The sequence below is a fragment of the Pseudaeromonas paramecii genome (genome assembly GCF_039540575.1).
In the GTDB taxonomy this organism is placed as follows: Bacteria; Pseudomonadota; Gammaproteobacteria; order Enterobacterales; family Aeromonadaceae; genus Pseudaeromonas; species Pseudaeromonas paramecii.
Genome location: NZ_BAABFC010000009.1, coordinates 92269 through 106264 on the forward strand (window position 1 = coordinate 92269; position 13996 = coordinate 106264).

12 protein-coding genes are annotated in these 13996 nt (G+C 61.5%); 3 read left to right on the forward strand and 9 right to left on the reverse strand.

Translation table 11 applies throughout. From position 1 onward, the window contains the following. Positions 1-63 precede the first annotated feature (63 nt). The 3 genes from ABD847_RS05860 to dnaQ all read right to left on the reverse strand — a co-directional run bounded on the left by ABD847_RS05860 (position 64) and on the right by dnaQ (position 3774). Entirely contained in the window at positions 64-1272 is a 1209-nt protein-coding gene (locus ABD847_RS05860) for an acetate kinase (protein WP_345010966.1), read from the reverse strand. Positions 1273-1792: 520 nt separating this feature from the next. Then, positions 1793-3058: a TIGR03503 family protein gene (locus ABD847_RS05865; protein ID WP_345010968.1), complete on the reverse strand. Its 1266-nt coding sequence runs from the start codon at positions 3056-3058 to the stop codon at positions 1793-1795. Continuing rightward, the gene (gene dnaQ / locus ABD847_RS05870; protein ID WP_345010970.1) at positions 3046-3774 is read right to left on the reverse strand and encodes a DNA polymerase III subunit epsilon; all 729 of its coding nucleotides are present in this window, start codon (positions 3772-3774) and stop codon (positions 3046-3048) included. The genes ABD847_RS05865 and dnaQ overlap by 13 nt, the downstream gene beginning before the upstream one ends. A gap of 57 nt (positions 3775-3831) precedes the next feature. On the opposite strand from dnaQ, the gene rnhA reads away from it, so the two are divergent. Next, the gene (gene rnhA / locus ABD847_RS05875) at positions 3832-4296 is read left to right on the forward strand and encodes a ribonuclease HI (RefSeq protein WP_345010972.1); all 465 of its coding nucleotides are present in this window, start codon (positions 3832-3834) and stop codon (positions 4294-4296) included. Between the two features lie 6 nt (positions 4297-4302). On the opposite strand, the gene ABD847_RS05880 is transcribed toward rnhA, so the two are convergent. Further along, the gene (locus tag ABD847_RS05880) at positions 4303-5019 is read right to left on the reverse strand and encodes a class I SAM-dependent methyltransferase (protein WP_345010975.1); all 717 of its coding nucleotides are present in this window, start codon (positions 5017-5019) and stop codon (positions 4303-4305) included. A 77-nt stretch (positions 5020-5096) separates the two neighbouring features. Between ABD847_RS05880 and gloB the strand changes: the two genes are divergently transcribed. After that, positions 5097-5870 carry a hydroxyacylglutathione hydrolase gene (gloB, locus tag ABD847_RS05885; RefSeq protein ID WP_345010977.1) on the forward strand — a complete coding sequence of 258 codons (774 nt, stop codon included), beginning with the start codon at positions 5097-5099 and terminating at the stop codon, positions 5868-5870. A 98-nt stretch (positions 5871-5968) separates the two neighbouring features. Continuing rightward, entirely contained in the window at positions 5969-7498 is a 1530-nt protein-coding gene (locus ABD847_RS05890; RefSeq protein WP_345010979.1) for a LysM peptidoglycan-binding domain-containing protein, read from the forward strand. Between the two features lie 64 nt (positions 7499-7562). On the opposite strand, the gene ABD847_RS05895 is transcribed toward ABD847_RS05890, so the two are convergent. The 5 genes from ABD847_RS05895 to ABD847_RS05915 all read right to left on the reverse strand — a co-directional run bounded on the left by ABD847_RS05895 (position 7563) and on the right by ABD847_RS05915 (position 13919). Beyond that, entirely contained in the window at positions 7563-8972 is a 1410-nt protein-coding gene (locus ABD847_RS05895; protein ID WP_345010980.1) for an efflux transporter outer membrane subunit, read from the reverse strand. 16 nt (positions 8973-8988) lie between these two features. After that, positions 8989-10953, reverse strand: coding sequence for a MacB family efflux pump subunit (locus ABD847_RS05900; protein ID WP_345010981.1), 1965 nt, complete (start codon positions 10951-10953; stop codon positions 8989-8991). Between the two features lie 3 nt (positions 10954-10956). Further along, complete coding sequence (gene macA / locus ABD847_RS05905) at positions 10957-12159, reverse strand: macrolide transporter subunit MacA (RefSeq protein ID WP_345010983.1); 1203 nt, start codon at positions 12157-12159, stop codon at positions 10957-10959. 67 nt (positions 12160-12226) lie between these two features. After that, the gene (locus ABD847_RS05910; RefSeq protein WP_345010985.1) at positions 12227-13084 is read right to left on the reverse strand and encodes an endonuclease/exonuclease/phosphatase family protein; all 858 of its coding nucleotides are present in this window, start codon (positions 13082-13084) and stop codon (positions 12227-12229) included. A gap of 7 nt (positions 13085-13091) precedes the next feature. After that, on the reverse strand, positions 13092-13919 hold the full coding sequence (locus ABD847_RS05915) for a Rossmann-fold NAD(P)-binding domain-containing protein (protein WP_345010987.1): 828 nt from the start codon (positions 13917-13919) through the stop codon (positions 13092-13094). Between the last annotated feature and the right edge of the window lie 77 nt (positions 13920-13996).

The window sequence follows — 13996 nt, forward strand, 5'->3', positions numbered from 1 at the left end:
CCCCGTTTTCATAAGGCCAGCGTTAACGCCGGCACTGGTTATGGCCTAATGCCAAGGTGCAGCTTAACCCGCGAAGGCCGCCGCACCGCGTGCTATCACCAGCTCTTCGTTGGTGGGGATGACGAAGGCCTTGGCACTGCCTTCCGCGGTGATGAGGCCTCCCTGTCCGAAGCGAGCCGCCTCGTTGGCCTGGGCATCCTCCTGATAGCCAAAGCCGGCCAGCAGGCTCAATACCTTGCTGCGCATCACCAGGGAGTTTTCACCGATGCCGCCGGTAAACACCAGGGCATCGACGCGCCCCAAGGGGACATAGTAGGAGGCGATGAACTTGGCCAAGCGATAACAGAACATGTCAAAGGCCAGAGCGCATTGCTCGTCACCCTCTTCCAGCCCCTGGGTGATGCCGCGAAAATCGCTGGTCTTGCCGGAGATCCCCAGCAGGCCGGACTGCTTGTTCAGCACATCCTTGACCTGGTCCAGGCTGTAACCCAGCTCATCCACCATGAAGAACACCAAGGAGGGATCCACATTACCGCAGCGGGTACCCATCATGAGACCTTCCAGCGGGGTGATCCCCATGCTGGTGTCGATACTCTTGCCGCCCTTGACCGCGCAAAGGGAGCCACCATTGCCCAAATGAGCCGTGATGACATTGACCTCTTCGGCAGGCTTGCCCAACAACTTGGCCGCTTCACCGGCCACATAATAGTGACTGGTACCGTGGGCACCGTAGCGGCGCATGCCATGTTCCTTATACAGCTTGCTCGGAATGGCATACATGAAGGAGGCCGGCGGCATGGTTTGGTGGAAAGCGGTGTCGAAGATGGCGACGTGAGGCAGATGGGAGAAGAGGCGACGGGCGGCACGAATACCCAGCAGGTGAGCGGGATTGTGCAGTGGCGCGAAGGGAATGCATTTTTCGATGCCCGCTTCCACCTCGTCGGTGATCAGCTCAGGTTGACTGAAGAGCTCGCCCCCATGTACCACCCGGTGACCTACGGCTACCAGCGCCTGGGTCATGGCCTCTTGGCCCTTGAACACCACTTCCTCAAGGAATTGCAAGGCTTGGGTGTGATCGGCGCCACTGGCCAACGGGGATTTTTGCTTGTCGGCACTGCCAAAACGCCAGCTGATCTCCGCTTCGGGCAGGCCCAGCGCTTCGGCCAGACCGGTCAGATATTGCTCACCGGTTGCCGGATCCACCACGGCAAACTTCAGGGATGAACTACCACAGTTCAGAACCAGTACGGCCTGTTCAAACGTTTTATCCATTCTCTCCTCACAATGCTTTTGACGCCAGGCGCCACAGCCGATTCAGGTCAGGGTGAACCGCGACATCCACGATTCAGCGATGGCCCACCAAAATCGCCCCACGGAGACCCGTGATGGCACTGCCCTCACGTCGCCGGGTGCTGCTAGAGATGTTGAACGGATGAAGGCACACTCCATCGGCCAACATCACAGGAACCATGCCAACTTTGTGCGTTGCTGCCGCCAGTAGGACTAAGAACGTCATTCGAACGGCCTAGACAGGATCCAGATCACGGTTAAATTACCATCTTGCCGACCCAGCGAAAACCTTAATGACTCACCAGGAACCGGCTTTTTGCCACTAACTGCAGGGGAATTGATCCAAACGCTTACTTTTGCGCCAGCGTCGCGCCGCAGGAGCAAAAAGGGAGGCAGTGCCTCCCTTCTATCTATCTATTATCCGTGTGCTGGTATTGGCTGCTTGGCGGTAGCTGTTCCTCGCTGCCTTCGCCAAGAGGCGGGTTAGCTCCCTGACGCCGACCTAATCCAGACGATTGAGATCCAATTCATCGTCATCCGTGCTCTTGGGCTTGTCCGGCGCGGGAGCGAAGAGATCCGGCTCAGGTTGCAAGAGTGCACGCCGGAATGCGCGCTGCTTGAGCCAGAACAAGAGGCCGGCGGCCGAGCCCAACAAGACGACGCCCCCCAGGCTCAGCCACAACCACCACAGGCTGCCCTCGGGTTCGGGCACCGGCTCGGGGGCTAAGGCCATGCTGGCGGCGCTCACCTCCACTGCCTCGACCAGAGGATAGATATTAAATTCCTCAGACGGCAGCTTGATCATCACTTGGCGCTGACCATTCTTGGTGGTGCCAAACAGGGTCATGTTGATGGTGTAGCGCCCCTCAAGCTCTGGGCGCTTCAGCTGCACCGCCAGATGAGGATCCCCGTCCCCTTGCACGGCAAATTGCTCGCCCTCGTCAAACTCTCCCTGGACACTGCCGCGGATGGCGACACTGCCGGGCAGCAATTCGTCCTCATCCAGATAAAAATTCAGCCGAGGACCATATTCGTTGCTGGCCGGTGATTGCTCGATGCGCACCGGCAAGGGATACACCAGCAGGGTCTGAAACTGGCTGCGGACAAAAATCTCGTTACCGGTACTGATCACCACCCGATACTTGCCGCCGTCGACTCCCGTCATGTCCATGCGGGCGGTGACCACCCCATCCTCTGGCTTCTCATCCAGATCCTGGCCATTGTCCTTGAAGCGGCCAATCAGCCGCGGCTCACCACTGGGATCCACATCATTGCCGGCAAAGGCCAACAGCTTCATGGTCATACCCACATCGGACAAGTAAAAGGGATCCGTCGGTATCTTGCCGTGTTCCAGCAGACGTCCCGTCACCTTGAGCTGTTCGCCGCTGTAGACCCGCAGCGGCAGCTTGTCCAAGGCCATGGCGAGATCCGTCACCAGACGAATGCGATTGCGCGGATCCACCTGGGCTATGGTCTGCCAGGGTCCCGGCATGGGGTGCTCTATGGTGATGAGATCCTTGTCCGGCAGACTCAACCACCGTACAGACTCGGGCGCGCGAAAGTGATAGAGCTTGCTACCATCCGGTTGCACCAGGATGGCTGGCGCGGTTCCCGCCTCCCGGTAGATGAAGAAGGTGATCTCCTCCACCTTGGGGTCGATACGAAAGCGATTGTTAAGCAGGGGAATATCCGATGGGGCATACACCTCGTTGGCCCAGCCGGTCAGGGTCGTCAGCAGCAGCCAGAGGCCGCAAACTAGTCTCGCCACAGGCAGCGCCCTCCTTTCTTGGCCACCAGATCCAACCGGGCCTCATGCGCAGCCAACTCCTCGGCTGAGGCCGTCAGCACCTTGAGATTGAGCCCGCTGCGCAGCAAGGGTCGCGGCGCCTCCACCTGGCTGCCGCTGCTGGCCTCGTTGCCCGCCGACACCAGGTTGAGTCGGGTCTGTCCCCCGGTCATCAACAAATAGACATCGGCGAGGATCTCGGCATCCAGCAAGGCGCCGTGCAGGGTACGATGGGAGTTGTCGATGCCGTAGCGGCTGCACAGGGCGTCCAATGAGTTTCGCTTGCCGGGGAACAGACTCCGCGCCATCACCAGGGTATCGGTGACCTGGCAGAACTCCCGGGTCTTGAGCCCCAACCCCAACTTGTCAAACTCGTAATCCATGAACCCCACGTCAAAGGGGGCGTTGTGGATGACCAGTTCGGCACCGCGGATAAACTCGATAAACTCCTGCGCCACGGCAGAGAAGGGCGGCTTATCCGCCAAGAAGTCATCCGTGATGCCGTGCACCCGGATGGCTTCCTCATCCACCAGCCGATCGGGCTTGAGGTAGACGTGGAAGTGATTGCCGGTCAGCCGACGGTTGATCACCTCGACACACCCGATTTCGATGATGCGGTGCCCCAGGTAATGGGGGCCGCCCGCCTGGTTCATCCCTGTGGTTTCGGTATCCAGTACTATCTGGCGATTTGCCTGCATTGGGTTCCAGCGCCTTTTATGTCAAACTCGCGATTTGTTCATCTTACAACAGCCAAGATGCTAAAACAGGTCGCACTCTACACGGATGGATCTTGCCTCGGTAATCCGGGCCCCGGTGGCTATGCCGCCGTGCTGATCTACCAGCAGCACCGCAAGGAGCTGTCCCAGGGCTATGCCCTCACCACCAACAATCGCATGGAGATGATGGCGGTCATCGCCGGGCTCAAGAGCCTCAACGCACCCTGTCATGTGATCCTCACCACCGACAGTCAATACGTCAAACAGGGCGTCACCCAGTGGATGGCCAACTGGAAGCGCCGTGGCTGGCTGACCGCCAGCAAGGAGCCGGTAAAGAATCAGGATCTGTGGCTGGCGCTGGACGAGCAAGTCAGCCGACATAAGATCGACTGGCACTGGGTCAAGGGACACTCGGGACATCCCGAAAACGAACGCTGCGACGAACTGGCCCGACAGGCCGCCAGCGGCAACCAGCTGCTGCCTGATAGCGGCTACCGTCCCTGAGGCTCCCTAGATCCGCGCCATGCCGGGAATGGCCACCGGCTTGCGCAGTCGCGCAAGCCGTGTCACAGGCGTCAGCGGGAGGCGGCGCTTGCGTGCCGCCATGACATAGACGGAGGCCAGATAGCCGGCATAGTCCCGCCCCAGATTTTCTTTCCACCATTGGATGCGGCTGCGGCGCGACAGGGCCGAGAAGCCAAATCGCTCCTGGCGAACCACCTCAAAGCCCAGCAGATGCAACCAGTCTTCCACCCGCTCCGGCGAAAACATCCGTGCACACCAGGGCTGCACCCGTCGGGCCGGTGGCCACAGACGGCCCAGCCCCACCAGTCCGTGGGGGTTGAAGCCGCTGAGGATGAGCCAACCATCATCGGTCAGCACCCGCTCCACCTCTCGCAGCACCTGATGGGGATCCGGGCTGTAATCCAGGGTATGGGCCAGCAGGCAGGCATCCACGCTGCCGGTTTGGATCGGCAGGTCATCCTCACGCCCCAGCAAACTGAGTCCTTCCCCCTGGCAGCCCAGGGCACACTGATGACGAATCGCCGAACAGGCGCAGGAAAGCTGGCCGCTCAGCGCCCCCACCTTGAGCAAGTGGTAACCAAACAGCAGTGGGCACCAGGCATTGAGCCGCTCCTGAAGCTCGGCCGCCAGCCACTCCCCATGGGGAATATCCGTCCAGCGCTCAGGATAATGCAGGGGCCGATCCGTTCTGGCTGGTTTCACTGATACCTCGGTCTGACATTGCCTCGGGCAGTTAATCCCGATATAAGGATGCAAACAAAGTATGGAGATGCCGTTGGATGGCTCAAATCATCACCATATCGTCACGGCAGGATAACTATATCTGGCTGCTGATGAAAGATGGATACGCCGTCGTTGTCGACCCAGGTGAAGCGCGCCCCGTGGAGCGGGTGCTCAAAGAGCAGCAGCTCCAGCTGGCCGCCATCTTACTCACCCATCACCATGACGACCACGTGGGTGGGGTTGCCGAGCTGTTGGCCGCTCACCCCAACTGTCGTCTGTATGGCCCTGATGAGGCGCTACTGAACCATTTTCGTGCACTACAGGTCATGCAAGATGGCGATCGTCTGGCCCTGCCGGAACTGGACACCGAGTTTCAGGTGCTGGCGCTACCAGGACACACCCAAAGCCATATCGGCTTTTACGGCCCCCTGGGACTATTTTGTGGTGATGTGCTGTTTGGCGGTGGCTGTGGCCGACTGCTGGGCGGGACACCGGAACAGATGCTGACCTCGCTGCACCGGCTCAAATCCCTGCCAGGGGATACCTGGGTCTACTGCGCCCATGAATACACCTGGGATAACCTGCGCTTTTGTCTCACGGTGGAACCCGACAACCAAGCGCTGCTGGAACGAGTTCGCCGCTGCGCCAAGTTGCGCCGTCAGGGGGTACCGACGGTGCCCTTTCCGCTAGCTGAAGAGCAGACCACCAACTGTTTCTTACGCACGGATCAGCCGTCTGTGCGGTCCGCGGCGCAAATGATGGCCATGTCGGAATGTAACAACGAGATCGAGATCTTTGTTTTTTTGCGGCAAAAAAAGAATAATTTTTAGCCGAAAAACTGGCGTATATGTTGCTTTATAGTGCCAAAGGTTGATCCTCGCCAGGATCCTCCCTACCATCTGTCGACACTTTGACGAGCTGAGCAAACATGAAGCTAAGAGTAACCCTGTTGGGTGCCCTGCTGCTGACTGGATGCCAGACCTTGCAAACCACAGAGCAATCGGATCGCCCGGATGAGTCCATGCCGGAGATCATGGTGGTGCAGCACCATAGCGTGCAGGCAAGGTCGGCCCATGACCGATCGGAATCTTCCGAGCAGCGCCAAACCGACATCTGGGCCCACATGGCCAGCCAAATGACCCTTGAGGTGCCGGATGATCCTGAGATCCAGCGATTCCGTGACTGGTATCTGCGCCACCCCAAGACCCTGACCGACGTCGCCGAACGTGCCGCCCCCTTCCTCTACCTGGTGGTAGATGAGATTGAACAAAACCAGATGCCAATGGAGCTGGCATTGCTACCGATTGTAGAGAGTGCCTACAATCCGAATGCACGCTCCCATGGCAATGCTGTTGGTTTGTGGCAGTTCCTGGCGCCTACCGGCCGACGCTTTGGTCTCAAGCGGGATGCCTGGTATGACGGTCGTCGTGATGTGGCCGCCTCCACCCAGGCCGCCATGGCCTACTTCACCTACCTTAACGAGTTTTTCGATGGTGACTGGTACAACACCCTGGCCGCCTACAATGCCGGTGAAGGGCGGATCCAACAGGCCATCCGCAAGCAGCAAAAGGCGGGCAAGCCCACCGACTTCTGGTCGTTGCAATTGCCGCGGGAAACCCGCGCCTACGTGCCGCGCCTGCTGGCCCTGGCGGACATCATCAAGCAAGCCGATCACTATGGTGTGACGCTGCCCCCCGTGCCCAATCGCCCCAAGGTCAAGCGTATCGATACCGGTGGTCAGGTGGACTTGAACCAGGTCGCCGACATGGCCGGGCTCAGCCTGAGCCAACTCAAGGCCCTCAACCCGGGCTATAGCCGCAATGTCAGCTCACCCAACGGCCCCTTCCACCTGTTGGTGCCGGTGAGCAAGGCCGAACCCTTGGAGCTGGCACTGGCGGAACTCTCCCCGCGGCAGAAGGCCAACTGGGGCAGCTATGTGGTGAAACGTGGCGATACCCTGGGTGAAATTGCCTTGAACCACGGTGTCACTGTGGCTCAGCTCAAACGCAGCAATCAGCTGGACAACACCCGCTCCTTGCGCGTGGGCCAGAGCCTGGTGATCCCCAACGATCAGGCCCAGCAACTGCAGCGGGAACTGGATCGCCTCACCGCCAGCAACAATCGGCGGTTCCATACGGTCAAGGAGGGCGAAAGCCTGTGGAGCATCAGCCGCACCTATCAGATCTCCGAGGCTGAGCTGCGCCGCTGGAATCAACTGAGCGACAAGGCGGCTATCAAATCCGGACAACAGCTGGCCGTTCGCAAGCCGGCCAAGAGCGCCACGGCCAGCAAGGCCACCATGATCCGTTATCAAATCCGTCAGGGCGACTCCCTCTCCTCCATCGCCGAACAGTTCAACGTCAGCGTGACGGACTTGGTACGCTGGAATCAGCTCTCCGATACCCGCCGCATCAAGACCGGAGACACCCTGCGGATCCGCAGTCTGACCGGCGTCTAGTTCGGCGCGTCAACAAGCAAAAGCCCGCCAATTGGCGGGCTTTTTTGTTCCTGCTTGCTCACGGCTAGCTAGCCGAATGACTTGCCAACCAGTGCGTCAGACGAGGCGAAGTACCCAATGCTTGGAGGAGAGTCATCTGGTTGAGCAAGCGGTTATAGTGATTCTCCAGCAGGCTCTGCTGGGCTTCCCGACGGGATTTGCGCTGCTCCAGCCAGGTGGACAGATCGTCTTCCCCCAGGCGGTAACGCTGCTCAGCCAACCGCTCGCCGGCCTCGGCCAATGTCAGGGCCTGCTGCAACCGCTCCCCCTGCTGGGCGTAGTGCTGCTGGGCGGCCAGGGCGTTTTCCACCTCGCTCAGGGCACTGAACAGATCCTGCCGAAATCCCACCACCACCTCGGCATAATCCTGACGGGCCAGCTCGATGCTCACCTGCCCCTGTTGCCAATTGACAAACGGCAGGCTCAGCCCCGCCCCCAGCGTCCCCACCGGATCCTGACTGAAGCGCCATAGCGCGCTGCTGGCGGTCCCCAACGCGCCGGTCAGGGTGAAGCTCGGATAAAGGCTCAATCGCTCATTGTCGACCGCCGCCAGGCTTTCCCGTAACCGGTATTCCGAGGCCCGCAGGTCCGGGCGGCGGGACAACAACTTGGCCGGCAGATCCGCCGGCAGCGTCGGTATTGTCTTGTCGCTAAGCTGGTGCGGTTCGGCCTGCCATTGCTCCGGCGGCCGATCCAGCAGCAGCGCCAGGGCATTACGCGCCTCCACTAGCTGCTGCCGATAGGTGTAGAGGCTCGCCTCCTGGCTGACCACGCTCTGGGCCGCGGTCACCCGATCTAGACCACTGACCGCCCCCGCCAGGTATTGCTGGTCCACCAACTGCTGCACCCGCAGGCTGTCTTCCACATTGGCCTGCGCCAGGCCGATCAGCTCGTTTAGGTAGCCCAGCTGCCAGTAAGCCTGAGCCGCACTGCCCACCAGGGAGAGCGCGGTGGCGGCTCTGTCCTCTGCGGTCGCCTGAAGCTCCCACTGCGCCTCATCGCGCGCTGCATCCAGCTTGCCCCACAGATCCAGCTCGTAGCTAAGCCCCAGACTGGCGCTGCTGCTGTCACTCATCCCCTTGCCGGAGAGATCATGGCTGCGACTTGTGGCCAGCTCGGCACTCCAGTTGAGCCCCTGCTGGTGGCGGACGAGCTGCAACTGCAGCTGGGCCTTGCGCAGCTTGATGGCGGCGGTGGTGAGATCGGCATTATGGGTCAGCACCTGCTCGATCAATTGATCGAGCGCCGGATCGGCAAACGTCGTCCAATCGGCCTGCCCCTCCAGCTGCTGAACCGTTTGCTGCCAATGGGAGGGCAACGGCATCAGCGGCCGCTGGTAATCGCTGCGCAGCGGGCTCTGGCAGGCGGTGAGTCCCAAGGCCAGACAGAGCCCCAGGGCGGTACGGGTAAGTGCAAATCGCTTCAGACTGGTCACGGCCAACGCCTCACTATTACTCACGAGCCAAGGCCTCTATCGGGTCGAGCCGGGCGGCATTGCGCGCCGGCAGGAAGCCAAACAGCACACCAATCAGGGTCGAACAGGTCACGGCCATCAAGATGGAACCGACGGAAAACAGCATGCTGATGGCGGAGACAAACAGCGAGAACAGCAGCCCCACGCCGAAGGAGCAGAGGATGCCGATGGTGCCGCCCAACAGGCAAACCAGCACCGCCTCGATGAGGAACTGCTGCAAGATGTCCGACTGCCTGGCCCCCACCGCCATGCGGATGCCGATCTCGCGGGTGCGCTCGGTCACCGACACCAGCATGATGTTCATCACGCCGATCCCCCCGACGATCAGTGAAATGACGGCGATGGCGGAGATCAGCAGCGCCAGGGTCCCGGTGGTCTTCTGCACCGTCTTCATGATGCTGTCGCTGCTGTTGGTAAACACGTCCTTGGTGCCGTGCCGCAGGGTCAGCAGCTGGACGATCTGCTGATTGGCCACCGCATTGGACATGCCGTCCTTCACCCGGATCAGGATGGAGCTGAAGAACCGCTGCCCCTCCAGGCGCGCCATGGAGGCGGTATAGGGGAGCCAGACGTTCAGTGAGTCGGTATTGCCAAAGCCACTGTCCTGCGCCGCCAGCACGCCTATGATGCGGCAGGGCAGACTGCCCAGCAGCAGCACCTTGCCCATGGGATTGTCGTTGGCAAACAGCCGCTGGCGGGTGTTGTCATCGATCACCACCACCTGGGAGAGGTGCTGGATATGCTCCTGATCGAAGCTGCGCCCCAAGGCAAAGTCATAGCCCTTGACGCGGAAAAACTGCTCGCCGACCCCGCTCACCGAGGCATTGGCGGTCAGATTGCCATAGCGCAACACCTGAGTACTGCTGATGGAGGGGGTGGCACTGTCCACATAGATCTGCCCCTGCAGGGCCCGCAGATCGCCCGGCGACAGGGTCTCGACCCGTGCGGCGCGGGTATCCCCCCAGTCCTTACCCGGATAGATGCCGATGGTGTTGGTGCCCATACGGCTGATGTTATCGATCACCGACTGACTGGCACCACGCCCCAGCGCCACCACGCTGACCACGGCCATGATGCCGATGATGATCCCCAGCATGGTCAGCAGGGTACGCAGCCGGTGGGTCGCCATGGCGATCCCGGCCATCTTGGCCGCCTCGACAAAGCGGCCCCATCCGCTACGCCAGCCCTCCCGGGCACCCGTCGTGTCCAGGCTGGTCGTCTGGTCGCGGGTCAGCGCTAGGTCCTGCCGTAAGTGTTCGTTCACTCTGTCCGCCGTGATGCGACCATCGCTGATCTCTATGATGCGACGGGCATAGGCCGCCACCGCCGCGTCGTGAGTCACCAATATGATGGTATGCCCCTGGACATTGAGCTCCTGCAGTATGGCCATCACCTCCTGACCGCTGCGGCTGTCCAGGGCCCCCGTGGGCTCATCGGCCAAAATCACGTTGCCGCCGTTCATCAGCGCCCGGGCGATACTCACCCGCTGCTGTTGGCCGCCGGAAAGCTGGCTGGGTTTGTGGCCAGTGCGATCCGCCAGGCCGAGTCGACTCAGCAGCTCGGCGGCCCGCGCCTCCCGCACCGCCTTGGGCTTACCGGCATAGACGGCGGGAATGGCCACGTTCTCCAAGGCGCTCAGGTGCGGCAGCAGGTGATAGCGCTGGAAGATGAAGCCGAAATGATCCCGCCGCAATGCGGCCAACTGATCCGGCGCCAGGCTGCCGGTTGCCACCCCGGCGATCCGGTACTGCCCCTCACTGGGTCGGTCGAGACAGCCCAGCAGGTTCATCAGGGTGGACTTGCCAGAACCCGACGCCCCCATGATGGCCACCATCTCGCCCTGAGCAATGGTCAAATCCACATCCTGCAACACCTGGACCTGGGCCTCCGGCTCACCGAAGCGGCGTCCTACCCCGGACAGGGCAATCAAAGGTTCACTCATGGCCTACATTCCCGGTGGCGGGCCACGGTGCTGCGACTCGGCCGCCATGGCCGCCTGCTCGGTGGCGGCGATATCATCCCCCAGGATCACCTGATCCCCTTCCTTGAGGCCGTCGGTGATCTCCACATTGATGTCGTCCTTGCGCCCCAAGGTGACTGGCTGCGGCAGCGGCTTGCCATCCGGCCCCACCAGCCAGACCTGGCTACGACCGCCCAGGGTCCCCCCCCGTAACGCGGACAGCGGCACGGTCAGCACCTGCTTGCTCTCGCCCAGCACCACTGTCACTTCGGCGGTCATGGATACCCGCAACTTGTGGTCGGGGTTGGGCACATCGAACAGGGCGTTGTAATAGATGGCCGAATCGGAACTGGTACTTGAGCTGGAGCTGCTGTCGTCTTCGGACTCCGACTCTGGCGCCGGCTCGATGGCCCGCAGGGTGCTGGTATGGCGGGTCTGCTGATCCCCCAGCACGGTAAACCAGCAGGCTTGGCCAGGTTGTACCCGGATGACGTCTGCCTCGGAGATCTGGGCCTTGACCGTCATGGTATCCAGATCCGCCAACTTGAGGATGGTGGGTGCCGACTGGGTGGAGACCACCGTCTGTCCCTCTTCGGTGACGATGGCGATCACCACCCCATCAATGGGCGCCAGGATGCGGGTATAGGCCAGGTTGGCCTTGGCGTTATCCACTTCGATGCGGGATTGCTGCAGCTGGGCGGCCAGACTGTCCAACTCGGCCTGGGTCTGGGCCACATCCGCCTCGGCGGTTTCCAGATCCGAGGTGGCATTGGCGTCGTTGCGACGTAATTGACGCTGGCGGGTCAACACCAGCTGCTGCTTGCGCAGCAAGGCCCGCTTGGATTTTTGCTGGGCCCGGATATTATCCAGCCCGGCCTGGGCGGTGCGCAGATCGTTTTGCTGCAAGACAGGATCTATCTCGGCCAGCTGCTCGCCCTTCTTGACCGACTGCCCCAGGCTCACCGCCAGGTGTTTGAGCTGACCGGAAACCTGGGCCCCCACACTCACCTGCTTGAAACCCGCCAGGCTGCCGGTGGCCAGCACCTCTTCACGAATATCCTGGCGGCCGACGGCCACCGTCATGTATGACCTTGGCGGCGGTGCCAACAGGCGATGGGCGACCACCCCGCCAACTATCACCAGCACCAGACCGGTTAACCACCACCCCTTATGACAGCGCTTGTTCACCTAGTTACGCTCCTTGACGATTTCGCCAAGGCATTTTAGGGATGGGCCAGAGAGTCCCCTAGCCTGCTTACCTGCTTTTACCTGAGGATGTGGCCTCCTCCGCCAACCGAAAACGCAGGCGCAGTGGATTGTGATCCGACGCTGGATTGGGTGTGGCACTGGCCTGCAGCAACACCAGGCCACGATAGAACACCTGATCCAGGGGCCAATCGCCGATGCGCAGGCGTTGATCCGGGTTGAAATGGGCCGGCAGCAGTTGCTGACGAGCCATCCGTTGCTGCAACAACCGGCTGCGCCGTTCACTCCAGCTGTTGAAATCCCCGCCAAACAACACAGGGCCCGGATAGCGGCGGGCGAGCTTGAGCAAGGGGGCCAGCTGCTCCTCATAAGAAGCCGTGCCCAAGTCAAAATTCACCCCATGCAAATTGACCACCAGCAGGGGATAACGGCTGCCTTCCAGCGCATACAGGCTCACCAGGGCTGACTTGGGCAAGCGAAACACCGGCTCAGGGTAGGCCAACGGGCAGCTAAACAGCTCAGGCGTGCGGGCCGCGGTCATGACCCCAGCGGTGCGGCCTTGGTAGGTAAAGGCCGCCACCTGCTGCCAGGCATACCCCTGCTCCGTCAGCCGCCGGGTAAAGGACGGGGCATCCACGGACTCCTGAAACAGCAGCAGATCCGCCGGAACCTCGGCCAAGGTGTCAGCCCAGCCGGGACGCTGCAGCTTGTAGAGATTCCACACCAGCAGATCGAACTGCTGCGGCAGGCCGGCTTGCTGCACCGGCAGTACCGGCAGACGCCCACAGGGCGTCGCCAGCCGCTCCCCCTGGGCGGTTAGCAGCACAGGCGGGCTGGTGACGCTGAGCTCATCACAGCCCAGCAGCAGACACAGGCTCAGCAAGAGCCCCAACGACAGTGTTTTCATGACACTCCTAACCGCGTTTGGCACAACGGCGCTCCGCCGCCGGCAGCTGAGTGAGCCAGGCCAGCCAGTCCTGCACCTGATACCGGTACCCTAGCCGCTTACAGACCGCCTGGCCTGCCACCCGTTTATCGGGACGATCACTCACCGTAAACTGGGGTAAGGGGAGATCCGCCAGTTGGCAGGCCAGGGTATAGAAGGCCTGGCGGCTGGGATGATCCGGCGCCACCCCGTGGAAGGTCTGATCCCAGGCCTGCTGCCGGACTATTGTGCTGATGATGCCGACGGCATCGTCTTGATGCAGCAGGTTGACCCCCTGCTGACCGTGTTCTGCCGGCTTACCGGCCAAGAAACAGCCCGGGTAACGCCCCGGCCCCACCAGGCCCCCCAGGCGAAGCACCGTCTTGCGGGGAATGTCGCAGCAGGCCACCACCTGCTCCGCCGCCAGCATGCGCAAGGAGCGCGGCTCATGGCCATCGGGTACCGTCTGCTCATCCTTGTCGCCCTGATGGGCAAACACCGAGGTGGAGCTCAGGTACAGGAGTTGCTGCACGCCCGCGGCGGCCGCTTGCTGGCACAGGGCGGCAATCTTGACGGGATAATCATCCTGCCGCCCCGGGGCAATGGCCAGGATCAGGGTGCGTGCCTTAAGCTCGTCAGGCCAAGGGGCCGCCTGGCCAGTGGCTTGCCATACATGCGCATTCACCCCGGCCTGGCGCAACGACTGGCACTTGGCCTCCTGAGTGACGGTACCCGCCACGCTGAGCCCCAGCGCCGAGAGCCTATGGTACAGGGGGAGTCCCAACCAACCGAGTCCTACCAGGGTCACATCCTGCATCAACTGATCCTCCATAAAAAAACGGCCATCGTATGATGGCCGTTAAAAGTAACGAAGGAAATATCTGGATTGGTTGC

Excerpts from the sequence above, each read along its gene's own strand:
- ABD847_RS05860 (WP_345010966.1), bottom strand. The coding sequence starts at position 1,272 with ATGGATAAAACGTTTGAACAGGCCGTACTGGTTCTGAACTGTGGTAGT.
- gloB (WP_345010977.1), top strand. The coding sequence starts at position 5,097 with ATGGCTCAAATCATCACCATATCGTCACGGCAGGATAACTATATCTGG.
- dnaQ (WP_345010970.1), bottom strand. The coding sequence starts at position 3,774 with ATGCAGGCAAATCGCCAGATAGTACTGGATACCGAAACCACAGGGATG.
- ABD847_RS05915 (WP_345010987.1), bottom strand. The coding sequence starts at position 13,919 with ATGCAGGATGTGACCCTGGTAGGACTCGGTTGGTTGGGACTCCCCCTG.
- ABD847_RS05890 (WP_345010979.1), top strand. The coding sequence starts at position 5,969 with ATGAAGCTAAGAGTAACCCTGTTGGGTGCCCTGCTGCTGACTGGATGC.
- ABD847_RS05900 (WP_345010981.1), bottom strand. The coding sequence starts at position 10,953 with ATGAGTGAACCTTTGATTGCCCTGTCCGGGGTAGGACGCCGCTTCGGT.
- rnhA (WP_345010972.1), top strand. The coding sequence starts at position 3,832 with ATGCTAAAACAGGTCGCACTCTACACGGATGGATCTTGCCTCGGTAAT.
- ABD847_RS05910 (WP_345010985.1), bottom strand. The coding sequence starts at position 13,084 with ATGAAAACACTGTCGTTGGGGCTCTTGCTGAGCCTGTGTCTGCTGCTG.